18 protein-coding genes and 1 tRNA gene are annotated in these 25,014 nt (G+C 68.1%); 18 read left to right on the top strand and 1 reads right to left on the bottom strand.

The annotated features are described in order from the left end of the window. Positions 1–141: 141 nt before the first annotated feature. The 3 genes from RH94_RS30190 to nusG all read left to right on the top strand — a co-directional run bounded on the left by RH94_RS30190 (position 142) and on the right by nusG (position 1,478). A tRNA-Trp gene (locus tag RH94_RS30190) sits at positions 142–214 on the top strand. 107 nt (positions 215–321) lie between these two features. Then, on the top strand, positions 322–609 hold the full coding sequence (secE, locus tag RH94_RS30185) for a preprotein translocase subunit SecE (protein WP_073951520.1): 288 nt from the start codon (positions 322–324) through the stop codon (positions 607–609). A gap of 80 nt (positions 610–689) precedes the next feature. Continuing rightward, positions 690–1,478: a transcription termination/antitermination protein NusG gene (nusG, locus tag RH94_RS30180; RefSeq protein ID WP_073951519.1), complete on the top strand. Its 789-nt coding sequence runs from the start codon at positions 690–692 to the stop codon at positions 1,476–1,478. A gap of 8 nt (positions 1,479–1,486) precedes the next feature. Here the strand turns inward: nusG and RH94_RS30175 are convergent, their stop codons facing one another. Beyond that, positions 1,487–2,080 carry a hypothetical protein gene (locus RH94_RS30175; protein WP_073951518.1) on the bottom strand — a complete coding sequence of 198 codons (594 nt, stop codon included), beginning with the start codon at positions 2,078–2,080 and terminating at the stop codon, positions 1,487–1,489. Between the two features lie 359 nt (positions 2,081–2,439). On the opposite strand from RH94_RS30175, the gene rplK reads away from it, so the two are divergent. The 15 genes from rplK to RH94_RS30095 form a co-directional block, all read left to right on the top strand. Further along, positions 2,440–2,874 carry a 50S ribosomal protein L11 gene (gene rplK / locus RH94_RS30170; RefSeq protein WP_043442978.1) on the top strand — a complete coding sequence of 145 codons (435 nt, stop codon included), beginning with the start codon at positions 2,440–2,442 and terminating at the stop codon, positions 2,872–2,874. Positions 2,875–2,973: 99 nt separating this feature from the next. Further along, entirely contained in the window at positions 2,974–3,699 is a 726-nt protein-coding gene (gene rplA / locus RH94_RS30165; protein ID WP_073951517.1) for a 50S ribosomal protein L1, read from the top strand. 145 nt (positions 3,700–3,844) lie between these two features. Next, positions 3,845–4,675: a hypothetical protein gene (locus RH94_RS30160; protein ID WP_073951516.1), complete on the top strand. Its 831-nt coding sequence runs from the start codon at positions 3,845–3,847 to the stop codon at positions 4,673–4,675. A gap of 129 nt (positions 4,676–4,804) precedes the next feature. Then, a complete protein-coding gene (locus tag RH94_RS30155) occupies positions 4,805–5,644 on the top strand; it encodes a LolA-like protein (RefSeq protein WP_073951515.1) in 840 nt (279 codons plus the stop codon). Between the two features lie 329 nt (positions 5,645–5,973). Next, the gene (gene rplJ, locus RH94_RS30150; protein WP_006130602.1) at positions 5,974–6,504 is read left to right on the top strand and encodes a 50S ribosomal protein L10; all 531 of its coding nucleotides are present in this window, start codon (positions 5,974–5,976) and stop codon (positions 6,502–6,504) included. Positions 6,505–6,621: 117 nt separating this feature from the next. Continuing rightward, a complete protein-coding gene (gene rplL, locus RH94_RS30145; RefSeq protein WP_073951514.1) occupies positions 6,622–7,005 on the top strand; it encodes a 50S ribosomal protein L7/L12 in 384 nt (127 codons plus the stop codon). A 609-nt stretch (positions 7,006–7,614) separates the two neighbouring features. Further along, positions 7,615–11,100, top strand: a complete 3,486-nt coding sequence (gene rpoB / locus RH94_RS30135; protein WP_073951513.1) for a DNA-directed RNA polymerase subunit beta — start codon at positions 7,615–7,617, stop codon at positions 11,098–11,100. Positions 11,101–11,196: 96 nt separating this feature from the next. Next, positions 11,197–15,096 carry a DNA-directed RNA polymerase subunit beta' gene (locus RH94_RS30130; protein ID WP_073951512.1) on the top strand — a complete coding sequence of 1,300 codons (3,900 nt, stop codon included), beginning with the start codon at positions 11,197–11,199 and terminating at the stop codon, positions 15,094–15,096. 130 nt (positions 15,097–15,226) lie between these two features. Continuing rightward, positions 15,227–15,793, top strand: coding sequence for a DUF1707 and DUF4190 domain-containing protein (locus RH94_RS30125; RefSeq protein ID WP_079189250.1), 567 nt, complete (start codon positions 15,227–15,229; stop codon positions 15,791–15,793). 870 nt (positions 15,794–16,663) lie between these two features. Next, entirely contained in the window at positions 16,664–17,035 is a 372-nt protein-coding gene (gene rpsL / locus RH94_RS30120; RefSeq protein WP_030422047.1) for a 30S ribosomal protein S12, read from the top strand. A gap of 2 nt (positions 17,036–17,037) precedes the next feature. Further along, positions 17,038–17,508: a 30S ribosomal protein S7 gene (rpsG, locus tag RH94_RS30115; protein ID WP_073951511.1), complete on the top strand. Its 471-nt coding sequence runs from the start codon at positions 17,038–17,040 to the stop codon at positions 17,506–17,508. A 39-nt stretch (positions 17,509–17,547) separates the two neighbouring features. Next, entirely contained in the window at positions 17,548–19,674 is a 2,127-nt protein-coding gene (gene fusA / locus RH94_RS30110) for an elongation factor G (protein ID WP_073951510.1), read from the top strand. Between the two features lie 156 nt (positions 19,675–19,830). Further along, entirely contained in the window at positions 19,831–21,024 is a 1,194-nt protein-coding gene (gene tuf, locus RH94_RS30105; RefSeq protein ID WP_073951509.1) for an elongation factor Tu, read from the top strand. A gap of 290 nt (positions 21,025–21,314) precedes the next feature. Then, a complete protein-coding gene (locus RH94_RS30100) occupies positions 21,315–24,395 on the top strand; it encodes a glycosyl hydrolase 115 family protein (protein WP_107428860.1) in 3,081 nt (1,026 codons plus the stop codon). Between the two features lie 120 nt (positions 24,396–24,515). Next, the coding region (locus tag RH94_RS30095; RefSeq protein ID WP_107428871.1) for a hypothetical protein at positions 24,516–25,014 on the top strand (499 nt) is incomplete at its 3' end.

Here is a 25,014-nt window from a genome sequence, read left to right as displayed (position 1 = left end):
ACGAAGCACCTTTGGGCGCTTTCCGTTCGACGACCGGCGCCTGACCACGTACACTCTCACCTCGTTGGCCTTCAGCAGCCGCCGCCGTACCCGGTGCACATCGAGCATCCGGTCGGATGCGGTACGTTGGGGGGCACACAAAGGGTCGTAGCTCAATTGGTAGAGCACTGGTCTCCAAAACCAGCGGTTGGGGGTTCGAGTCCCTCCGGCCCTGCTACACGCACCATCGCCAGGGTGTGTGCGCATGTACGTACAGCAATGCACCGCCGTGCGGCTCGACCGGGCGCGGCACGGCCACGACCCGGAATCAGGTGAGGACGAATGACGGACGCCGTGGGCTCCCTCGACACGCCTGATGCCCAGGATGAAGTAGCGGAGTCCAAGAAGAAGTCCCGCAAGGGCGGCAAGCGCGCCAAGAAGGGCCCGCTGAAGCGCCTTGCCCTCTTCTACCGCCAGGTCATCGCGGAACTCCGCAAGGTCGTCTGGCCCACTCGCAGCCAGCTGACGACGTACACCACCGTGGTGATTGTCTTCGTCACCATCATGATCGGCCTGGTGACCGTGATTGACTATGGGCTCGACCACGCGGCCAAGTACGTCTTCGGCTGAGCCAAGAGCGAAGGGCGCCGTGGTACCCGGCGCCCCTTTCGCATGTTCCACCCCTATGTATCCAGGAAGAAGCAGCCACCGTGTCTGACCCGAACCTGAACGACGCCATCGAGCCGACCGAGTCCGTGGCTGACGAGCTCGACATCGTCGAGGGTGCGGACGAGGTCGACGAGGCCGAGGCTGTCGAGGCCGCTGCGGGCGAACCGGCCGAGGAGGCCGCCGTCCACGTGGAGAAGGAGCCGGAGACCGAGGCCGACCCGGTCGCCAAGCTCCGCGAGGAGCTGCGCACGCTGCCCGGCGAGTGGTACGTCATCCACACCTACGCCGGCTACGAGAAGCGCGTGAAGGCCAACCTGGAGCAGCGCGCCGTCTCGCTGAACGTCGAGGACCTCATCTACCAGGCCGAGGTTCCCGAGGAGGAGATCGTCCAGATCAAGAACGGCGAGCGCAAGACGGTCCGGCAGAACAAGCTGCCCGGCTACGTGCTCGTCCGGATGGATCTGACCGACCAGTCCTGGGGCGCCGTCCGCCACACCCCGGGCGTCACCGGCTTCGTGGGGGACGCCTTCAACCCGTACCCGCTGACGCTCGACGAGATCGTGAAGATGCTCGCCCCGGAGGCCGAGGAGAAGGCCGCCCGCGAGGCCGCCGAGGCCGAGGGCAAGCCGGTCCCGCAGCGCAAGGTCGAGGTCCAGGTGCTGGACTTCGAGGTCGGCGACTCGGTCACCGTCACCGACGGCCCGTTCGCCACGCTGCAGGCGACGATCAACGAGATCAACCCCGACTCGAAGAAGGTCAAGGGCCTGGTGGAGATCTTCGGCCGCGAGACGCCGGTCGAGCTCTCCTTCGACCAGATCCAGAAGAACTAGTTCTCCGATCACCGGTCATCGACCGACACGCCCCTGTCGACGGTTTCCCGTCGGCGGGGGCGTTGTGCGTGCGGCCGTGGTTCTCCGGGCCGTCGGCCGTGCCGGCGCAGTGCGGGGGGATCAGTCGAGGCAGCCGGGGCCGGGGCCGGCCCGGTGCGGCAGTTGTTCGGGGTGTTGGGGGTGACCACGGTGGCGTGCAGAGTCACGGCGTTGTCGCGGTTGTCGTAGATGCCGCCGCCGAGGCCGGCGCGGTTGTTCCGGATCACGCTGGAGGAGACGGTCGGGGTGCCGTTGCCGGTGAGAACGCGGAATGATCCCGACCCGCGGGTGATGACCGCGTGGTTGCCGTTGATGACGATCGGCGCGGTGACGGCGGGCAGTTCGGTGCTCAGCGTGTAGACGCAGTGCCGCGGCAGGGTGAGGGTGCCGCTCGCCGAGGTGCTGTCGGCATCGGTGATGGCCTTGTACAAGGCGGCCTGGCCGTATCCCACGTTGTACGCCGCGGCCGAGGCGGAGGAGGCCGGCGCGGTGGAGGCCGGCGTGGCGATCGTGCCTGTGCGGGACATCCGGGCGGTGCGGACGAAGAGCTCACGGGCGAACACGTCACTCCTTCCGAAGTCGCGTTCGCCGCGGGCGCCTGACGGTCCGGAGGGGCCGTGGGCTCCGTGGGCAGGGGTGCTGTCGGCGAAGGGAATCCCCGTCGAGTCGCCGGTTTTCCGCCCTTGTCATCAGATTTACACCTGATGGCCCTCCGGGATGCGTCCGACGGCCGAGCCGGGCCGATGGGTGCGAGGCCGCCCGCCGAATGTCTCCGCAGACCGCTTGACCTCGGCGATTTCAGGTCTCAAGGGGACAGGGGCTATCGTGGTGCGGTATGCCATCTGCAGGATCATGCACCGGTCGGAGCAGATCGAAGGCGCGGATGGTACTCAACCTCTCAGCAAGGACCCGGAGAGAGAGCATGCCTCCCAAGAAGAAGAAGGTCACGGGGCTTATCAAGCTCCAGATCCAGGCCGGTGCCGCCAACCCGGCTCCGCCGGTCGGCCCCGCGCTGGGCCAGCACGGCGTCAACATCATGGAGTTCTGCAAGGCCTACAACGCCGCGACCGAGTCGCAGCGCGGTTGGGTCATCCCGGTGGAGATCACGGTCTACGAGGACCGTTCCTTCACCTTCATCACCAAGACTCCGCCGGCCGCCAAGATGATCCTCAAGGCCGCGGGCGTGGAGAAGGGCTCCGGCGAGCCGCACAAGACCAAGGTCGCCAAGATCACCCAGGCGCAGGTCCGCGAGATCGCCCAGACCAAGCTGCCCGACCTCAACGCCAACGACCTGGACGCCGCCGCGAAGATCATCGCCGGCACCGCCCGTTCCATGGGCGTCACCGTCGAGGGCTGAACCCCAACCCCGTAGTACGTACGCGGCCGTGAAAAGCCGTGCGTGGCAGGGCCTGCTCGGCCCGTACCACGACTCCTTTCAGAACACACAGGAGCAGTTGTGAGCAAGCGCAGCAAGGCTCTCCGCGCTGCGGACGCCAAGGTCGACCGGGAGAAGCTGTACGCCCCGCTCGAGGCCGTCCGTCTCGCCAAGGAGACCTCCACGACCAAGTTCGACGGCACCGTCGAGGTCGCCTTCCGTCTGGGTGTCGACCCGCGCAAGGCCGACCAGATGGTCCGTGGCACCGTGAACCTTCCGCACGGCACCGGTAAGACCGCCCGGGTCCTGGTCTTCGCGACCGGTGACCGTGCCGAGGCCGCGCGTGCCGCGGGCGCCGACATCGTCGGCGCCGACGAGCTGATCGACGAGGTGTCGAAGGGCCGTCTGGACTTCGACGCCGTCGTCGCCACCCCGGACCTCATGGGCAAGGTCGGCCGCCTCGGCCGCGTCCTCGGCCCGCGTGGTCTGATGCCGAACCCGAAGACCGGCACGGTCACCCCGGACACGGCCAAGGCCGTGACCGAGATCAAGGGCGGCAAGATCGAGTTCCGCGTCGACAAGCACTCGAACCTGCACTTCATCATCGGCAAGGCGTCGTTCGACGACACCAAGCTGGTGGAGAACTACGGCGCCGCGCTGGACGAGATCCTCCGTCTGAAGCCGTCCGCCGCCAAGGGCCGCTACATCAAGAAGGCCGCCATCACCACCACGATGGGCCCCGGCATCCCGGTCGACCCGAACCGCACCCGCAACCTCCTCGTCGAGGAGGACCCGGCCGCGGTCTGAACCTGACGGTTCACCTCAACCGGTCACGGGCCCCGCACCTGCTCCAGGTGCGGGGCCCGTTCCCTTCTTTGGTGCGCGGTGGTCCGGCGGTCTGCGCTAGCGTGCGGGTACCGGGCCGGTGCACTAGGGAGATCGGGGCGCAGGGGTGGGACCGCGACGCACGACGAGGAGCGCCGGACGCCGGACGGGCCTCGTGCTCGCGGCGGCGACCGCGCTGGCCGCGATCAGCGCCTGTACCGCTGCCGCCGGCTCTTCCGGAGGGCGCGGCGACGATGCCGCCCGCGCCGGTTCGGTCGCGGCACTGCGCGCCGTCGCGCGCTCCACCGGCGGCGCCGACTCCGTCCGCGTCGAGTCCAGGACGACGATGGCCTCGGTGATGTCCATGACCGCCGAGGGCGCCCTCTCCTGGAGCGACGGCCTGACCGGCACGCTGACCCTCACCTACACCGACGGGCCCGTCGCCGACGCCATGCGCCGACTCGGCAGCACGTCCATGGAGACCCGCTACCTGCCCGATGCCTACTACGCGCGCATGGGCGACGCGTTCGCCGCGCAAACGGGCGGCAGGCACTGGCTCAGGTACCGGTACGACGACGTCGGGGCCGCCGCCGGAGCATCAGGTGCCCGGCTCGGGGACCAGATGCGCGCCGCCGCGCCCCACCAGTGCGTGAAGCTGCTGCTGGCCTCCGGCGACGTCAGGAAGGTCGGCGAGGAGCGGGTGCGGGGCGCGCGCACCACCCACTACACGGGCACGGTGGAGGCGGGGGACCCCGGTGTCACCGGCCGGACCGTGGATATCTGGGTCGACGAGCGGGACCTGCTGGTCAAGAAGGTGGAGAGGGCCGAGACGGCGACGGGCCGGCTGACCCAGACCGCCCACTACGAGGACTACGGCGTGAAGGTGACGACCGAGGCTCCGCCGCCCGGCGACACCCGGGACGCGAAGGACCTGGTGGGCCGGCGGAGCGGCGCCTGAGTCACGGGGGGTGCCTCTGCCCCCGGAAGAAAACAGATGGCACTGTCATGCACCTGAGATAGGGTCACAGTTCTTGCTGTGTGCCAGCCCCGGGTTCCTTGGGGGGATCCGATGACTTGGGGGGATTCCATGAGAACGTCCGTACCTGCTGCCGGACTTGCCGCACTCCTTCTCGCCGCGGGCGCGGTGGGCTGCTCGAAGGACTCGGGCGCCGACGCGGCTCCCGCGATGGAGCCGGCCGCGGCCGTGGCCAAGGCGGCGAAGAACGCCGAGGACATCACGTCCTTCCGCTACACGATGACCGGCAAGGTCCCCGAGGAGGGCCGTATCGAGGCGGAGGCCTCGATGCGGGTGAAGCCCGATGTCGCCATGAGCATGAAAATAAAGGCTCCCGACATGGGCGAGGAGGGTTCCGCCGAGATCCGTCTCGTCGACAAGGCCATGTACATCGGCGGCAGCGCCGAGATGGCCAAGGAGATGGACGGCAAGAGCTGGATGAAGTTCGACCTGTCCACGCTCGGCGAGGGCAACGAGCTGAACGAGCTCGGCGCCGCGAGCCAGGCCGAGCAGAACCCGGCGACCGAGTCCACCTTCCTCACCGGCGCCAAGGACGTGAAGAAGGTCGGCACCGAGAAGATCGACGGTGTCGAGACCACCCACTACTCGGGCACCGTCACCCTCGCCGACCTGCGCGCCTCCCTCAAGGAGAAGGGCGCCGAGGCCCAGGAGCGCAGCGAGAAGAGCATCGAGCAGTACGAGAAGATGGGCGTCGAGAAGCTCACCATGGACATGTGGGTGGACGGCGAGGACCACACCAAGCAGTTCCGGATGCGCGGCAAGGCCGACAAGGGACCGCTGGACATGACCATCAAGTTCCTCGAGTTCAACAAGCCGGTCGACATCAAGGCGCCGCCGGCCAAGGACATCGTCGACCTGGCCGAGTTGATGGAGGGCGCCGGCGAGGGCTGAGCCCCTCCGCGGCTCCCGCTGACGCTCGTGCGGTGATCCCCCCCGGGAACGGATTTGCTTCGCGGCGATCCGTTCCCGTACTCTTCTGAAGAAGCCAAAGACCGCTGGTCGTTGCCGTGCGCTCGTATGAGGGCGCGGTGGCCGAAGGATCCGCTGAACTGCGGACGACCCGCGCAGGTGACAGTGGAAGAACTCCCGGAGCACACGTCGATCCCCGTGTGTGCGCCCGGTCGAGTCCGCCCCGTGCGCCTGCGCCGGGGCGTTTCGTTTTCCCCAGTCCTCCTTCGGGTCCGCGCGGTCCGAATCACCCGGAAGGAGGCCGAGGCTCTATGGCGAGGCCCGACAAGGCTGCCGCGGTTGCGGAGCTGACGGACAAGTTCCGCAGCTCCAACGCCGCCGTGCTGACCGAGTACCGCGGTCTCACCGTGGCGCAGCTCAAGACGCTGCGCCGGTCGCTCGGTGAGAACGCCCAGTACGCCGTGGTGAAGAACACGCTGACCAAGATTGCGGCCAACGAGGCCGGGATCACGCTGGACGACCAGCTCTTCGCTGGTCCGACGGCCGTCGCCTTCGTCACCGGTGACCCGGTGGAGTCGGCGAAGGGTCTCCGTGACTTCGCCAAGGACAACCCGAATCTCGTCATCAAGGGCGGTGTCCTTGACGGCAAGGCGCTGTCCGCCGACGAGATCAAGAAGCTTGCGGACCTCGAGTCCCGCGAGGTTCTGCTCAGCAAGCTGGCCGGTGCCTTCAAGGCGAAGCAGTCCCAGGCTGCCTCCGTCTTCCAGGCGCTGCCGTCGAAGCTCGTCCGCACCGTGGACGCGCTGCGCGCCAAGCAGGACGAGCAGGGCGGTGCCGAGTAACTCGGCTCGCTTTCTGACCCGCGCCGCCTGACGCGGCAAGGGTCGCAGCGGGCCGACGTACGCCCGCCTCACCCAGTACATCCGGCACCTGCCGATTTGAATGGAAGGACCGCCATCATGGCGAAGCTCAGCCAGGAAGACCTGCTCGCGCAGTTCGAGGAGATGACCCTCATCGAGCTCTCCGAGTTCGTGAAGGCCTTCGAGGAGAAGTTCGACGTCACCGCCGCCGCGGCCGCCCCGGTCATGATGGCCGGCCCGGGCGCCCCGGTTGCCGAGGCTGCTGAGGAGAAGGACGAGTTCGACGTCATCCTCACCGGCGCCGGCGACAAGAAGATCCAGGTCATCAAGGTCGTGCGCGAGCTGACCTCCCTGGGCCTGAAGGAGGCCAAGGACCTGGTCGACGGTGCGCCGAAGCCCGTCGTCGAGAAGGTCAACAAGGAGGCCGCGGACAAGGCCAAGGAGGCCCTCGAGGGCGCCGGCGCCTCCGTCGAGGTCAAGTAAGACCTCCGCGGGTCCGCCAGGACTCCTGCGCGCTGACAACGGCCCCGTAGGGCTGTAACGCGAACGCACCGAGGAGCGATCATCCATTCGGGTGGTCGCTCCTCGGCGTTTCCCGGAGGCGGCGCAGGCTGCCTTGCGCCCGCCGCCGGGAGGGGTATGGTGATCTTCGTCGTACCTCTAAAGGTCCGGGTGGCAGGCCGCATGTGACGATGGCAGCACCCGGTTTTGGGCATGGGGGGCCTTGACGAACTGCACGCAGCGCGCAATTCTCAGGACGCGTCGTCACAAGGATCCGAATCCGAGGCATGGATCGACGGCGAAGAGGGCAGTATCAGGATGCGTTGAGGGCAGGCATGCCGCAGGCGTTGACAACTACGAGGGTCTCGAACAACCCGTACTGGACATCAGTGGGCCAAGTGGCTACACTGACCCTTTGCGCTGCCTGTTAGCTGCCCCCTGCCCGTCACCAGGGGCATGCCCTCGCCTCAGCAACGACGACCGGACCGTCACTGACCTGGCCTTTTGGCTGGAATGGGACGACCCGTCGGCAAGCGGCGGCGAGGGGCCGGTACGCGCGTAGTGAGTCCGAGCCCTCGGAAGGACCCCCTCTTGGCCGCCTCGCGCAACGCCTCGACCGCGAATACGAACAACGGCGCCAGCACCGCACCGCTGCGCATCTCCTTTGCAAAGATCAAGGAGCCCCTCGAGGTTCCGAACCTTCTCGCGCTGCAAACCGAGAGCTTCGACTGGCTGCTCGGCAACAACACGTGGAAGGCTCGCGTCGAGGAGGCTCTGGAGTCCGGTCAGGACGTCCCCACCAAGTCCGGTCTCGAGGAGATCTTCGAGGAGATCTCCCCGATCGAGGACTTCTCCGGGTCGATGTCGCTGACGTTCCGCGACCACCGCTTCGAGCCGCCGAAGAACTCGATCGACGAGTGCAAGGAGCGCGACTTCACGTACGCCGCCCCGCTCTTCGTCACGGCCGAGTTCACCAACAACGAGACCGGCGAGATCAAGTCCCAGACCGTCTTCATGGGTGACTTCCCGCTCATGACGAACAAGGGCACCTTCGTCATCAACGGCACCGAGCGCGTCGTGGTGTCGCAGCTGGTCCGTTCCCCCGGCGTCTACTTCGACTCCTCCATCGACAAGACGTCCGACAAGGACATCTTCTCCGCCAAGATCATCCCGTCCCGGGGTGCCTGGCTGGAGATGGAGATCGACAAGCGCGACATGGTCGGTGTCCGCATCGACCGCAAGCGCAAGCAGTCCGTGACCGTCCTGCTGAAGGCGCTCGGCTGGACCAACGAGCAGATCCTCGAGGAGTTCGGCGACTACGAGTCGATGCGCGCCACCCTGGAGAAGGACCACACCCAGGGCCAGGACGACGCGCTGCTGGACATCTACCGCAAGCTGCGCCCGGGCGAGCCCCCCACGCGCGAGGCCGCGCAGACGCTGCTCGAGAACCTCTACTTCAACCCGAAGCGCTACGACCTGGCGAAGGTCGGCCGCTACAAGGTGAACAAGAAGCTCGGTGCGGACGAGCCTCTGGACGCCGGCGTGCTCACCACCGACGACGTCATCGCCACCATCAAGTACCTGGTGAAGCTGCACGCCGGCGAGACCGAGACGGTCGGCGAGTCCGGTCGCTCGATCATGGTCGAGACCGACGACATCGACCACTTCGGCAACCGCCGTATCCGCAGCGTCGGCGAGCTGATCCAGAACCAGGTCCGTACGGGTCTCGCCCGTATGGAGCGCGTCGTGCGCGAGCGCATGACCACCCAGGACGTCGAGGCGATCACGCCGCAGACCCTGATCAACATCCGGCCGGTCGTCGCCTCCATCAAGGAGTTCTTCGGCACCAGCCAGCTGTCCCAGTTCATGGACCAGAACAACCCGCTGTCGGGCCTGACGCACAAGCGTCGTCTCAACGCCCTCGGCCCGGGTGGTCTCTCCCGTGAGCGGGCCGGCTTCGAGGTCCGTGACGTGCACCCGTCGCACTACGGCCGCATGTGCCCGATCGAGACGCCGGAAGGCCCGAACATCGGTCTGATCGGCTCGCTGGCGTCCTACGGCCGGGTCAACGCGTTCGGCTTCATCGAGACGCCGTACCGCAAGGTCGTCGACGGCCAGGTCACCGACGACGTCGACTACCTGACCGCCGACGAGGAGGACCGCTTCGTCATCGCGCAGGCCAACGCCGTCCTGACGGACGACCTGCGTTTCGAAGAGGCCCGCGTCCTGGTCCGCCGCCGTGGCGGCGAGGTCGACTACGTCAGCCCCGAGGACGTGGACTACATGGACGTCTCGCCGCGCCAGATGGTGTCGGTCGCGACCGCCATGATCCCCTTCCTCGAGCACGACGACGCCAACCGTGCCCTCATGGGCGCGAACATGATGCGCCAGGCCGTTCCGCTGATCAGGTCGGAGGCCCCGCTCGTCGGCACCGGCATGGAGTACCGCTCCGCCGTCGACGCCGGCGACGTCGTCAAGGCCGAGAAGACCGGCGTGGTCCAGGAGGTCTCCGCGGACTACATCACCACCGCCAACGACGACGGCACGTACATCACGTACCGCCTGGCCAAGTTCGCCCGCTCCAACCAGGGCACCTCGGTCAACCAGAAGGTCCTCGTCGACGAGGGCGACCGCATCGTCGAGGGCCAGGTCCTCGCCGACGGTCCGGCCACCCAGAACGGCGAGATGGCGCTCGGCAAGAACCTGCTGGTCGCGTTCATGCCGTGGGAGGGCCACAACTACGAGGACGCGATCATCCTGTCGCAGCGCCTCGTGCAGGACGACGTCCTCTCCTCGATCCACATCGAGGAGCACGAGGTCGACGCCCGTGACACCAAGCTCGGCCCCGAGGAGATCACCCGGGACATCCCGAACGTCTCCGAGGAGGTCCTCGCCGACCTCGACGAGCGCGGCATCATCCGCATCGGCGCCGAGGTCATCGCCGGCGACATCCTCGTCGGCAAGGTGACCCCGAAGGGCGAGACCGAGCTGACCCCCGAGGAGCGCCTGCTGCGCGCGATCTTCGGTGAGAAGGCCCGTGAGGTCCGTGACACCTCGCTGAAGGTGCCGCACGGCGAGACCGGCAAGGTCATCGGCGTACGCGTCTTCGACCGCGAGGAGGGCGACGAGCTGCCGCCGGGCGTGAACCAGCTGGTCCGCGTCTACGTCGCGCAGAAGCGCAAGATCACCGACGGTGACAAGCTCGCCGGCCGCCACGGCAACAAGGGCGTCATCTCCAAGATCCTGCCGATCGAGGACATGCCGTTCCTGGAGGACGGCACCCCGGTCGACATCATCCTCAACCCGCTGGGCGTGCCGTCCCGGATGAACCCGGGACAGGTCATGGAGATCCACCTCGGCTGGCTCGCCAGCCAGGGCTGGGACGTCTCCGGCCTCCCGGAGGAGTGGGCCGAGCGTCTCCAGACCATCGCCGCCGACCGCGTCGAGCCGCGCACCAACGTGGCCACCCCGGTCTTCGACGGTGCCCGCGAGGACGAGATCGCCGGTCTGCTGGAGCACACCATCCCCAACCGCGACGGCGACCGCCTGGTTCTGCCGTCCGGCAAGGCCCGGCTCTTCGACGGCCGCTCCGGCGAGCCGTTCCCGGACCCGATCTCGGTCGGCTACATGTACATCCTGAAGCTGCACCACCTGGTCGACGACAAGCTGCACGCCCGTTCGACCGGTCCGTACTCGATGATCACCCAGCAGCCGCTGGGTGGTAAGGCCCAGTTCGGTGGCCAGCGGTTCGGCGAGATGGAGGTGTGGGCACTCGAGGCGTACGGCGCCGCCTACGCCCTCCAGGAGCTGCTGACCATCAAGTCCGACGACGTCACCGGCCGCGTGAAGGTCTACGAGGCCATCGTCAAGGGCGAGAACATCCCCGAGCCCGGCATCCCCGAGTCCTTCAAGGTGCTCATCAAGGAGATGCAGTCTCTCTGCCTCAACGTGGAGGTGCTGTCCAGCGACGGTATGTCCATCGAGATGCGCGACACCGACGAGGATGTCTTCCGCGCCGCGGAGGAGCTCGGCATCGACCTGTCCCGGCGCGAGCCGAGCAGCGTCGAAGAGGTCTGACGGGAGTCCGGCGGGCCTCCCGATCAGGAGGCCCGCCGACCCCCAGGCCCCCGTTTCAGACCACAGACTTTCAACCCTGAGAGGGATTGACGCATAGTGCTCGACGTCAACTTCTTCGACGAGCTGCGGATCGGCCTGGCCACCGCTGACGACATCCGTCAGTGGAGCCACGGCGAGGTCAAAAAGCCCGAGACCATCAACTACCGCACCCTCAAGCCCGAGAAGGACGGCCTCTTCTGCGAGAAGATCTTCGGCCCCACCCGGGACTGGGAGTGCTACTGCGGCAAGTACAAGCGCGTCCGCTTCAAGGGCATCATCTGCGAGCGCTGCGGCGTCGAGGTCACGCGCGCCAAGGTGCGCCGTGAGCGGATGGGCCACATCGAGCTGGCCGCCCCCGTCACGCACATCTGGTACTTCAAGGGCGTCCCGTCGCGCCTGGGCTACCTGCTCGACCTGGCCCCGAAGGACCTGGAGAAGGTCATCTACTTCGCGGCGTACATGATCACGTACGTCGACGAGGAGCGCCGTACCCGCGACCTGCCCTCGCTGGAGGCCCACGTCTCCGTCGAGCGCCAGCAGATCGAGCAGCGCCGCGACGCCGACCTGGAGTCCCGTGCCAAGAAGCTCGAGGCCGACCTGGCCGAGCTGGAGGCCGAGGGCGCCAAGGCCGACGTGCGCCGCAAGGTGCGCGAGGGCGCCGAGCGCGAGATGAAGCAGCTGCGCGACCGCGCCCAGCGCGAGATCGACCGCCTGGACGAGGTGTGGACCCGGTTCAAGAACCTCAAGGTCCAGGACCTCGAGGGCGACGAGCTGCTCTACCGCGAGCTGCGTGACCGCTTCGGCACGTACTTCGACGGCTCGATGGGTGCCGCGGCGCTGCAGAAGCGCCTGGAGTCCTTCGACCTCGAGGAGGAGGCCGAGAGGCTCCGCGAGATCATCCGCACCGGCAAGGGCCAGAAGAAGACCCGTGCGCTCAAGCGCCTGAAGGTCGTCTCCGCGTTCCTGCAGACCTCCAACAGCCCCAAGGGCATGGTCCTGGACTGCGTCCCGGTCATCCCGCCGGACCTGCGTCCGATGGTGCAGCTGGACGGTGGCCGCTTCGCGACCTCCGACCTGAACGACCTGTACCGCCGTGTCATCAACCGCAACAACCGCCTGAAGCGGCTTCTCGACCTCGGCGCGCCCGAGATCATCGTCAACAACGAGAAGCGCATGCTCCAGGAGGCCGTCGACGCGCTCTTCGACAACGGCCGCCGCGGCCGCCCGGTCACGGGCCCCGGCAACCGTCCGCTGAAGTCGCTGTCCGACATGCTCAAGGGCAAGCAGGGCCGCTTCCGCCAGAACCTGCTCGGCAAGCGCGTGGACTACTCCGCGCGTTCCGTGATCGTCGTCGGTCCGCAGCTGAAGCTGCACCAGTGCGGTCTGCCGAAGGCGATGGCGCTGGAGCTGTTCAAGCCGTTCGTGATGAAGCGCCTGGTCGACCTGAACCACGCGCAGAACATCAAGAGCGCCAAGCGCATGGTCGAGCGCGGCCGCACGGTCGTGTACGACGTGCTGGAAGAGGTCATCGCGGAGCACCCGGTCCTGCTGAACCGCGCGCCCACGCTGCACCGCCTCGGCATCCAGGCCTTCGAGCCGCAGCTGGTCGAGGGCAAGGCCATTCAGATCCACCCGCTCGTGTGCACCGCGTTCAACGCGGACTTCGACGGTGACCAGATGGCCGTGCACCTGCCGCTGTCCGCGGAGGCGCAGGCCGAGGCCCGCATCCTGATGCTGTCCTCGAACAACATCCTCAAGCCGGCCGACGGCCGTCCGGTGACGATGCCGACCCAGGACATGGTCCTCGGTCTGTTCTTCCTCACCACCGACGGCGAGATGCGGGACGTGAAGGGCGAGGGCCGCTCCTTCTCCTCCGTGGCCGAGGCGATCATGGCGTTCGACGCCGGCGAGCTGTCGCTGCAGTCGACCGTGGACATCCGCTTCCCGGTGGGCACCATCCCGCCGCGCGGCTGGACCCCGCCAGCCCGCGAGGAGGGCGAGCCGGAGTGGCAGCAGGGTGACTCGTTCCGCCTGAAGACGACCCTGGGCCGCGCGCTCTTCAACGAGCTGCTGCCCGAGGACTACCCGTTCGTCGACTACGAGGTGGGCAAGAAGCAGCTCTCCGAGATCGTCAACGACCTCGCCGAGCGCTACCCGAAGGTCATCGTGGCGGCCACGCTCGACAACCTGAAGGCGGCCGGCTTCTACTGGGCCACCCGTTCCGGCGTCACCGTCGCCATCTCCGACATCGTCGTCCCCGAGGCGAAGAAGGAGATCGTCCACGGCTACGAGGCGCAGGACGAGAAGGTCCAGAAGCAGTACGAGCGCGGTCTGATCACCAAGGACGAGCGGACCCAGGAGCTCATCGCGATCTGGACCAAGGCGACCAACGACGTCGCCGAGGCCATGACGGGCAACTTCCCGAAGACCAACCCGATCTTCATGATGGTCAACTCGGGTGCCCGAGGAAACATGATGCAGATGCGTCAGATCGCCGGTATGCGCGGTCTGGTGTCGAACGCCAAGAACGAGACCATCCCGCGGCCCATCAAGGCGTCGTTCCGCGAGGGTCTGTCCGTGCTGGAGTACTTCATCTCCACCCACGGTGCCCGTAAGGGTCTGGCCGACACCGCCCTGCGTACCGCCGACTCGGGTTACCTCACCCGTCGTCTGGTCGACGTCTCCCAGGACGTCATCATCCGCGAGGAGGACTGCGGCACCGACCGCGGCCTCAAGCTGCACATCGCGGAGCGCGGCGCGGACGGCGTGCTGCGCAAGGCGGAGAACGTCGAGACGTCCGTGTACGCGCGCTGCCTCGCCGAGGACATCGTCGTCGACGGCCAGGTGCTGGCCCCGGCCGGCACCGACCTGGGCGACGTGCTCATCGAGGAGCTGGTCTCCCGCGGCGTCGCCGAGGTCAAGACCCGCTCGGTCCTGACCTGCGAGTCCGCGGTGGGCACCTGCGCCATGTGCTACGGCCGTTCGCTCGCCACCGGCAAGCTGGTCGACATCGGTGAGGCGGTCGGCATCATCGCCGCCCAGTCCATCGGTGAGCCCGGCACCCAGCTGACGATGCGTACCTTCCACACCGGTGGTGTGGCCGGTGACGACATCACCCAGGGTCTGCCGCGTGTCGTCGAGCTCTTCGAGGCCCGTACGCCGAAGGGTGTCGCCCCGATCTCCGAGGCGGCCGGACGCGTCCGGATCGAGGAGACCGAGAAGACCAAGAAGATCGTCATCACCCCGGACGACGGCAGCGACGAGACGGCGTTCCCGATCTCGAAGCGTGCCCGTCTGCTGGTCGGCGAGGGCGACCACGTCGAGGTGGGCCAGAAGCTCACCGTGGGTGCCACCAACCCGCACGACGTGCTGCGCATCCTGGGTCAGCGTGCCGTCCAGGTCCACCTGGTCGGCGAGGTCCAGAAGGTCTACAACTCGCAGGGTGTGTCGATCCACGACAAGCACATCGAGATCATCATCCGGCAGATGCTGCGCCGCGTGACGATCATCGAGTCCGGCGACGCCGAGCTGCTGCCCGGCGAGCTGGTCGAGCGCTCGAAGTTCGAGCAGGAGAACCGTCGTGTGGTCCAGGAGGGCGGTCACCCGGCCTCCGGTCGTCCGCAGCTGATGGGTATCACCAAGGCCTCGCTGGCGACCGAGTCCTGGCTGTCGGCGGCGTCCTTCCAGGAGACGACCAGGGTCCTGACGGACGCGGCGATCAACGCCAAGTCCGACTCCCTGATCGGCCTCAAGGAGAACGTCATCATCGGTAAGCTCATCCCGGCCGGTACGGGTCTGTCCCGCTACCGCAACATCCGGGTCGAGCCGACCGAGGAGGCCAAGGCCGCGATGTACTCGGCCGTGGGCTACGACGACATCGACTACTCGCCGTTCGGCGCGGGCTCCGGCCAGGCCGTTCCGCTGGAGGACTACGACTACGGTCCGTACAACCAGTGAGCGGGTGCGCGCTCGGCGCACTGAGGTGACGCACTGAGGGCGGCCACTCCGTTACGGGGTGGCCGCCCTCGGCGTTCCGGCGGCCGATGGCGCATGATGGAGGGACTCGTACGGTTCGGGGAGGTCGTCCGTGTCGTTTCCGCCGTCGCAGCCGTCCTGGCAGCCCGGGCGGGGCGTTCCGCAGCCGCAGCCGCAGCCGCAGCCGTGGCAGGGCCAGGGCGGCCCGTCGCTGCTCGCGTCCCACGCCGACCGTGAGCGTGCCGTGGACGTGCTCCGAGCGGGCTTCAGCGAGGGCCGCCTGGACCAGGGGGAGCTGGACCGGCGCATCACCCGGGCGTACCAGGCGCGTACCGTCGGGGAACTGACGCTCCTGGTCGCCGACCTGCCCCAGGGTCCGGCACCGTACCCCGCGGCGGCTCCGGCCGTCCCCGCGACGTTCCTGCCGCGCCCGGTCCCGCCCACCAACGGCAAGGCGGTCGGCTCTCTGATCTGCGGCGTGCTCACCGTGATGACAGCCGGCCTCACGGGCCTTCCCGCGGTGGTCCTGGGCCACGTCGCCCGCTCCGAGATCCGCCGCCGGGACGAGGGCGGCGACGGCCTGGCCCTGGCCGGTCTGGTCCTGGGCTGGCTCTCCGTCGCCGGCTGGGCCCTCTTCCTCGCCCTCCTCACCGTGATGGCGGTGGCCGCACGGAGCTGACGCGTACCGTGCCGCGCTCGACGGGGCGGTGACGGTGCCTCCACCGACCGGCCTCCTGGCGGCGACGGCCGCGTCAGCGGGTGTGGCAAGGGCTTCTGGTTCCTCGGTCGGCGGCTCGTGCGGGTGGGTTCGAAGAGGGCGGTGGTGGCCGCGCGCCGGCCGGTCCACCGGCGGCGACGGGCGCGTTGCCCGGTGGCGCGCGTGCGTCCCGTACCCGGAGTCGTGGTGGCCGGACGGCGCGCCCGCGGGTGCCCCGCACGGCCGCCCGGGCGGATGTCCACCGCTGCGGGCGGGTGGGTGCGGCGGCTGCGTGATCGGGCTGGTACGCGCGCGTGCCGTACACCTGGACCGTGCGCGTCGCGCGGGCGGGGCCCGGCAGGGGCGCCACCGGGCCGGCGCGTGTGTGTCCGGCGCCCTCGGACAGGGGCCGTCCAGGCGTGCCCGCCGACACTCTGGGGACACGCCGCCCCGGTGGCGGTTCCGCCGGCGTGGAGAGGACCGTGATCCTCGGTGTTCCAAGCCGTGGCAGTGGGCTGACGTGCGGGAATTGCCGTATCCGTGGATCGTGATCCGTGGATTCGAAGATCGCGCGGTGTACGGGGGCTTGACAAAGTTCGCGGAACGAGGCGGGCGGGGCCCATTTGTTTTGACCGCAGCGAATGAGGTAGGTACGCTCAGACCTTGTGCCTGGGGTGTGCCCTGGCTTTCGTGCGTGCCTTCACACCGCATAGGGAGCCGCTGACGGCCACCGTAATCTGCGCCTCTTTCTGCCATGCGGTGGGAGTCCGCGGGATTCGACACACCCGACCGCGTGGGTCGGTGACGTTCCAGGTTAGCTGTACCCATCGGCACACAGAAACCGGAGAAGTAGTGCCTACGATCCAGCAGCTGGTCCGCAAGGGCCGGCAGGACAAGGTCGACAAGAACAAGACGCCGGCACTCGAGGGTTCGCCCCAGCGCCGCGGCGTCTGCACGCGTGTCTTCACGACCACCCCGAAGAAGCCGAACTCGGCCCTCCGCAAGGTCGCGCGTGTGCGTCTGACCAGCGGCATCGAGGTCACGGCCTACATTCCGGGTGAGGGACACAACCTGCAGGAGCACTCCATCGTGCTCGTGCGCGGCGGCCGTGTGAAGGACCTGCCGGGTGTTCGCTACAAGATCATCCGCGGTTCCCTCGACACCCAGGGTGTCAAGAACCGCAAGCAGGCCCGCAGCCGCTACGGCGCCAAGAAGGAGAAGTAAGAATGCCTCGTAAGGGCCCCGCCCCGAAGCGCCCGGTCATCATCGACCCGGTCTACGGCTCTCCTCTGGTGACCTCCCTGATCAACAAGGTGCTGCTGAACGGCAAGCGCTCCACCGCCGAGCGCATCGTCTACGGCGCCATGGAGGGCCTGCGCGAGAAGACCGGCAACGACCCGATCATCACGCTCAAGCGCGCTCTCGACAACATCAAGCCGACCCTCGAGGTCAAGTCCCGCCGTGTCGGTGGCGCCACCTACCAGGTGCCGATCGAGGTCAAGCCCGGCCGTGCCAACACCCTGGCGCTGCGCTGGCTGGTCGGTTACTCCCGCGCCCGCCGCGAGAAGACCATGACCGAGCGTCTGCTCAACGAGCTCCTCGACGCCTCCAACGGCCTCGGCGCCGCTGTGAAGAAGCGCGAGGACACCCACAAGATGGCCGAGTCCAACAAGGCCTTCGCGCACTACCGCTGGTAGTCGCTTACCCGACGAGAACCGAGAGAAGACTGAAGCCTTATGGCTACCACTTCACTTGACCTGGCCAAGGTCCGCAACATCGGGATCATGGCCCACATCGACGCGGGCAAGACGACCACCACCGAGCGGATCCTGTTCTACACCGGTGTGTCCTACAAGCTTGGTGAGACCCACGAGGGTTCCGCCACGATGGACTGGATGGAGCAGGAGCAGGAGCGTGGCATCACGATCACCTCTGCTGCCACCACCTGCCACTGGCCGCTGGACGACGTCGACCACACCATCAACATCATCGACACGCCGGGTCACGTCGACTTCACCGTAGAGGTGGAGCGCTCCCTGCGCGTGCTCGACGGTGCCGTGACGGTGTTCGACGGCGTCGCCGGCGTCGAGCCCCAGTCCGAGACGGTGTGGCGTCAGGCGGACCGCTACGGCGTTCCGCGCATCTGCTTCGTGAACAAGCTCGACCGCACCGGTGCCGAGTTCCACCGCTGTGTCGACATGATCAAGGACCGCCTGGGTGCGCAGCCGCTGGTCATGCAGCTGCCGATCGGTGCCGAGGCGGACTTCCGGGGCGTCGTGGACCTGATCCGCATGAAGGCGCTCGTGTGGTCCGCCGAGGCCGCGAAGGGCGAGATGTACGACGTCGTCGACATCCCGGCCACGCACACCGAGGCCGCCGAGGAGTGGCACGGCAAGCTGATCGAGGCCGTCGCGGAGAACGACGAAGAGATCATGGAGCTGTACCTGGAGGGCCAGGAGCCCACCGAGGAGCAGCTGTACGCCGCGATCCGTCGCATCACCATCGCGTCCGGCAAGTCCACCGAGACCACGATCACTCCGGTGTTCTGTGGCACCGCGTTCAAGAACAAGGGCGTTCAGCCCCTGCTCGACGCGGTCGTGCGCTACCTCCCCACGCCGCTCGACGTCGAGGCCATCGAGGGCCACGCCGTGGGCAACACGGACGAGGTCATCAAGCGCAAGCCGTCCGTGGACGAGCCGCTCTCCGCCCTCGCGTTCAAGATCATGAGCGACCCGCACCTGGGCAAGCTCACCTTCGTCCGGGTCTACTCGGGCCGCCTGGTGTCCGGCACTCAGGTGCTGAACTCCGTCAAGGGCAAGAAGGAGCGCATCGGCAAGATCTACCGCATGCACGCCAACAAGCGTGAGGAGATCGAGTCGGTGACCGCCGGCGACATCGTCGCCGTCATGGGCCTGAAGCAGACCACCACCGGTGAGACGCTGTCCGACGACAAGAACCCGGTGATCCTGGAGTCCATGGACTTCCCGGCGCCGGTCATCCAGGTCGCCATCGAGCCCAAGTCGAAGGGCGACCAGGAGAAGCTGGGCGTCGCGATCCAGCGCCTGGCCGAGGAGGACCCGTCCTTCCAGGTCCACTCGGACGAGGAGACCGGCCAGACCATCATCGGCGGCATGGGCGAGCTGCACCTCGAGGTGCTGGTCGACCGTATGCGCCGTGAGTTCAAGGTCGAGGCCAACGTCGGCAAGCCGCAGGTCGCGTACCGTGAGACGATCCGCAAGGCCGTCGAGCGCGTGGACTACACCCACAAGAAGCAGACCGGTGGTACCGGCCAGTTCGCCAAGGTGCAGATCTCGATCGAGCCGCTCGAGGGTGGCGACACCTCGTACGAGTTCGTGAACAAGGTCACCGGTGGCCGCGTTCCGAAGGAGTACATCCCCTCGGTCGACGCCGGCGCGCAGGAGGCCATGCAGTTCGGCATCCTCGCCGGTTACGAGATGACCGGTGTCCGCGTGACGCTGCTCGACGGTGGCTACCACGAGGTGGACTCCTCCGAGCTCGCGTTCAAGATCGCCGGCTCGCAGGCCTTCAAGGAGGCCGCGCGCAAGGCCAGCCCGGTCCTGCTCGAGCCGATGATGGCCGTCGAGGTCACCACGCCCGAGGACTACATGGGCGAGGTCATCGGTGACATCAACTCCCGCCGTGGCCAGATCCAGGCCATGGAGGAGCGGGCGGGTGCCCGCGTCGTGAAGGGCCTCGTGCCCCTCTCGGAGATGTTCGGCTACGTCGGAGACCTCCGCAGCAAGACCTCGGGTCGCGCAAGCTACTCGATGCAGTTCGACTCCTACGCCGAGGTTCCGCGGAACGTCGCCGAGGAGATCATCGCGAAGGCCAAGGGCGAGTAACTCAGCCGAGTTCCAGCCTTTAGGCTTGACTCCGGAGCCCCACGGGGCATTCCGTCGCAATCGTGGTGGAATGCCCCGGAGCTCCGGGCCATCCAGCAAAGATCACCTGGCGCCGATGAAGTAAGGCGTACAGAACCACTCCACAGGAGGACCCCAGTGGCGAAGGCGAAGTTCGAGCGGACTAAGCCGCACGTCAACATCGGCACCATCGGTCACATCGACCACGGTAAGACGACCCTCACGGCCGCCATTACCAAGGTGCTGCACGACGCGTACCCGGAGCTCAACCAGGCCACCCCGTTCGACAACATCGACAAGGCCCCCGAAGAGCGTCAGCGCGGTATCACGATCTCGATCTCGCACGTCGAGTACCAGACCGAGGCGCGTCACTACGCCCACGTCGACTGCCCGGGTCACGCGGACTACATCAAGAACATGATCACCGGTGCCGCCCAGATGGACGGCGCGATCCTGGTGGTCGCCGCCACCGACGGCCCGATGCCGCAGACCAAGGAGCACGTGCTCCTGGCCCGCCAGGTCGGCGTGCCGTACATCGTGGTCGCCCTGAACAAGGCCGACATGGTGGACGACGAGGAGATCCTGGAGCTCGTCGAGCTCGAGGTCCGTGAGCTCCTCACCGAGTACGAGTTCCCGGGCGACGACGTTCCGGTCGTCAGGGTCTCCGCGCTGAAGGCCCTCGAGGGCGAGAAGCAGTGGGTCGACTCGGTCCTCAACCTGATGAAGTCCGTCGACGAGGCGATTCCGGAGCCGGAGCGCGACATCGACAAGCCGTTCCTGATGCCGATCGAGGACGTCTTCACCATCACCGGTCGCGGTACGGTCGTCACCGGCCGTATCGAGCGTGGTGTCCTCAAGGTCAACGAGACCGTCGACATCATCGGCATCAAGCAGGAGAAGACCACCACCACGGTCACCGGCATCGAGATGTTCCGCAAGCTGCTCGACGAGGGCCAGGCCGGTGAGAACGTCGGTCTGCTGCTCCGCGGCATCAAGCGCGAGGACGTCGAGCGCGGCCAGGTCATCATCAAGCCGGGCTCGGTCACCCCGCACACCGAGTTCCAGGCCCAGGCCTACATCCTGTCGAAGGACGAGGGTGGCCGCCACACCCCGTTCTTCAACAACTACCGCCCGCAGTTCTACTTCCGCACGACGGACGTGACCGGCGTGGTGACCCTCCCCGAGGGCACCGAGATGGTCATGCCGGGTGACAACACCGAGATGAAGGTGGAGCTCATCCAGCCCGTCGCCATGGAAGAGGGCCTGAAGTTCGCCATCCGCGAGGGTGGCCGCACGGTGGGCGCCGGCCAGGTCACCAAGATCATCAAGTAAATCTTGAGGATCACGTGATCCGGTAGCTCCGCTGCGAGCACCTGAGAGGGCCCGTACGACTTCGGTCGTACGGGCCCTCTCCCGTTCCGCGTCCACTGGTCCCCGGATGCCGCGACTCCGGCTCCGTGCGGGGGCTCGCGACATCGCGGCGGGCGGGCAGGGGGGCGGTCCGGACTGGACGCGGGGCGCTGTTACGAAACTATTCGACGCGTACGACCCCTGGTTCCCCGCGAGCCACTCACCCACCATTTGTCATGTCACTAACCAAATTCGGGTGGGAGGGGTGCGCCATGTCTGCGCACGTCAGCCGGAGAGCCGTCCTGGGTGCCGCGGGTCTCGCCGCGGTGCCGGTGCTGTCGCCGGGTGCCCCGGGTGCGCCGGGCGCCGCGTGGGCGGTGGCCGGGAGGGAGAGCGGTGGGGGCCCGCGGGTGACGGACCCGGGGGCGTACGTCTCCTTCGCGCCCCACGAGCCGAGGCCGGGCTCCTTCTCCCTGGTGGGCGCCCCCGTCGTGGTCGGCGCCGACGACCACCCCGGGGTCGTACGGGCGGCGGGGGACCTGCGCGAGGACATCGAACGGGTGACGGGCGTGCGCCCGGGCCGCACCATCGCGCGCAACGCCGTCCTGGTGGGGACGATCGGCCGCAGCCCGCTGATCGACGGCCTGGTGAAGTCGGGGAAGCTGGACGTCACCGGCGTGCGCGGCCGCTGGGAGACGTCGCTCCAGGCGGTGGTGGACCACCCGATGCCGGGCGTCGAGCGCGCCCTCGTCATCGCGGGCGGCGACCCGCGCGGCACGATCTTCGGGACGTACGACGTCTCGTACGGCATCGGTGTCTCGCCCTGGTACTGGTGGGACGACGTGCCACCGGTGCGCAGGCACCGCGTCTGGATCCTGCCGGGCCGCCACACGCAGGGCACACCGACGGTGAAGTACCGCGGCATCTTCATCAACGACGAGAACCCGGCGCTGGGCACCTGGGCGCCGGAGTACTTCGGCCCGGGAAAGGCACCGGGCCACCCCGGCGGCTTCAACGCCGACTTCTACGCCAAGGTGTTCGAACTCCTGCTCCGCCTGAAGGGCAACTACCTCTGGCCGGCGGTGTGGGGCCGCGCCTTCGCCGAGGACGACCCGGAGAACCACCGGCGGGCCGCGGAGTACGGGATTGTCATGGGCACCTCCCACGAGGCCCCCATGATGCGCGGCATCGAGGAGTGGAACCGCCACGCGAGCGCGGGCGGCGACCCCTACGGCGGCAACGGCGAGTGGTCGTACCGCCGCAACGCCGACGCGATCAAGGCGTACTGGCGGGCCGGCATCCAGCGCATGGTGGACCAGGGCTTCGAGGGCGTCGTCACCCTGGGCATGCGGGGGAACGGCGACACCAGCCTCCCGGACGGCGACGGCATCGAGCTGATGCAGGAGATCATCACCGAGCAGCGCCGCATCATCGAGGAGGTCACCGGCAGACCCGCCGCCGAAACCCCTCAGGTCTGGACCCTCTACAAGGAGGTGCAGCGCTACTGGGACCGGGGCCTGCGCGCCCCCGAAGACGTCACGGTCGTCCTGACCGACGACAACTGGGGCAACATCCGCAAGCACCCCGACCCCGCGGAGGCCGCCCGGCCCGGCGGCTACGGCCTGTACTACCACTTCGACTACGTGGGCGCCGGCCGCAACTACAAGTGGGTCGACACGGCGAACCTCCGCAACGTCCGGGAGCAGCTCCACCAGGCCCACGCCTACGGCAACCACGGCCTGTGGGTGGTCAACGTGGGAGACCTGAAGGGCAACGAACTCCCCACCGAGTTCTTCCTGAACTACGCCTGGAACCCGGACAGCCGGTCCCTCGACCGCCTGGACGAATGGGAACGCCGCTACGCCCGCCAGAACTTCGGCGAGGCGGCCGCCGCCCCGATCGCGGAGGTCCTGGCGACGTACGGCCGCCTCCAGGCCCGCCGCAAACCCGAGTTGCTCAACCGCCGCATCACCCTCCGCGACGGCGAGATCGTCTACGACGACGAGCAGACCCCGTTCTACTTCGCCCACCGCGAGCTGGAACGGGTGACGGAGGAATGGAAGACCCTGGCGCGGAAGGCGACCCGCATAGCGCGCCAACTGCCCGCCCGGACCCAGGACGCCTGGTTCGAGCTGGTCGGCTACGAGGTGGAGGCCACCGCGAACCTCTACGCCCTGAGACAGGCCGAGTTCACCAACCTCCTCTACGCGCGACAGGGCCGCGCGGCGACCAACGACCGTGCGGCGGAGGCGGAAACGGGTCTGCAACGGGACTTCGCCCTCGCCGACCGCTTCAACCACGAGGTGGCGGGCGGCAAGTGGAACGGCTTCCAGACCCAGCCCCACATCGGCTACGGCGACGTGGACCGCTACGGCCCGAACGCCGGCTGGCAACAGCCGGAGAAGGACAACGTGGCCCTGCCGGACGAACTGTTCCCGGCGGTGCGGCGGATCGATCTGCCGAGCGCCGCCGAACTGGGCGTCTCGGTGGACGGCGCGGAGGACGCGGGGAGTTGGTGGCCGGGCGGGGCGACGACCGCGGCGAGGCTTCCGGTGTTCAGCCCGTACCAGACCCGCCCGCAGCAGTACGTGGAGATCTTCAACCGGGGCCGTACCCCCTTCGAGTACCGCATCACGGCCTCGGCCCCGTGGCTGCGGGTCGACCGTCCCCGGGGCCGGGTGGAGAAGCAGGTCCGGGTGGAGGTCCGGGTGGACTGGCGAAGGCTGCCGCCCGGCGGCGCGAAGGCGGACCTGGCGATCTCGGGCGCGGGGAGGACGGTGACGGTCGCCTGCACGGCGGAGAACCCGTCACGCCGTTCTCTGCGGGGCTTCGTCGAGGCGGGCGGCTACGTGGCGATCGACGCGGAGCACCACGACCGCGCGGTGGGGGAGTGGCGCCGGCTGGACGGCATCGGCCGTACGACGTCGGGGATGACCCCGTGGCCGGTGACGGCACCGCGTCGCACCCCCGGCCGCCCGGACTCCCCCCGTCTGGAGTACGAGGTGGCCTTCGTGTCACGGCCGGGCGAGGTGACGGTATGGGCGGAGCTGTCCCCCCGGAACCCGTCCCTCCCGACCGGCAACCTGTGCTACGCGGTCTCCTTCGACGAGGCGGAGCCGCGGACGGTCGACATCAACGAGGGCGCGGACGACGGCCTGCTGAACACCCGGTGGGCCAGGAACACCTCCGACAACGTCAACCGCACGGCGACAAGGCACACGCTCACCCGTCCGGGCGTCTACCGCCTGAAGTTCTGGGCGGTGGACCCGACGGTGATCCTCCAACGCCTGCTGATCGACACGGGCGGCCTGCCGGAGACGTACCTGGGACCGCTGGAGAGCAAGCGGCTGTAACCCGGTTCGGCACCGACAGTGGACGTGACTAGAGTTGCGTTATTGACGGGGCTTCCGCTTAACGAACTCACGGGGGAGGACGTTGACTTGTCGGATGAGGCTGGGACCGATGCGCCTCTGATGCCGTTGGTGGCCGGCCTGGCGGGCCTGTCCGGTGTGCCGGGCCTGCCGGGTGTGGCCGGTGTCGCTGCCGGGGCTGTGGCCGATGTGGCCACGGAGTTGTCGTCGTTCACGAAGTTCCAGAAGCGGGTGGACGACCTGATCCGCGACCTGAAGGGTTCGGAGGCCGGCCCGGGCAAGGTGGGGGAGGCCCAGCTCGCCCGGCGCCAGTTCGGCGGCGGAGACGGGTCGTGGGCCGAGGCGGCCGGTCTGTACTCGGCGTACGAGACGGTGATCAGCGAGCTGGAGACGCTGTCGAAGCTGCTGTCGGACTCGATGGAGGGCATGGGCATCGCGGTCCTGGCCTCGCACAAGGGCTACGCGAACATCGACGTGGACGTGCGGAACCGGATGGCGGCGATCAGCGCGGAGACGACGAAGCACTACGGCGGGAGCTACGACCCGGCACTGCCGCGGAAGAGCCAGGACGGCGGCGAGCACGGCGGGGCCGCCGAGCCTG

It is taken from the genome of Streptomyces kebangsaanensis (assembly GCF_001906585.1).
Classification (GTDB): Bacteria; Actinomycetota; Actinomycetes; order Streptomycetales; family Streptomycetaceae; genus Streptomyces; species Streptomyces kebangsaanensis.
The sequence above is the reverse complement of the archived record's forward strand: the minus strand, read 5'-3'. Positions and strand labels throughout refer to the sequence as shown.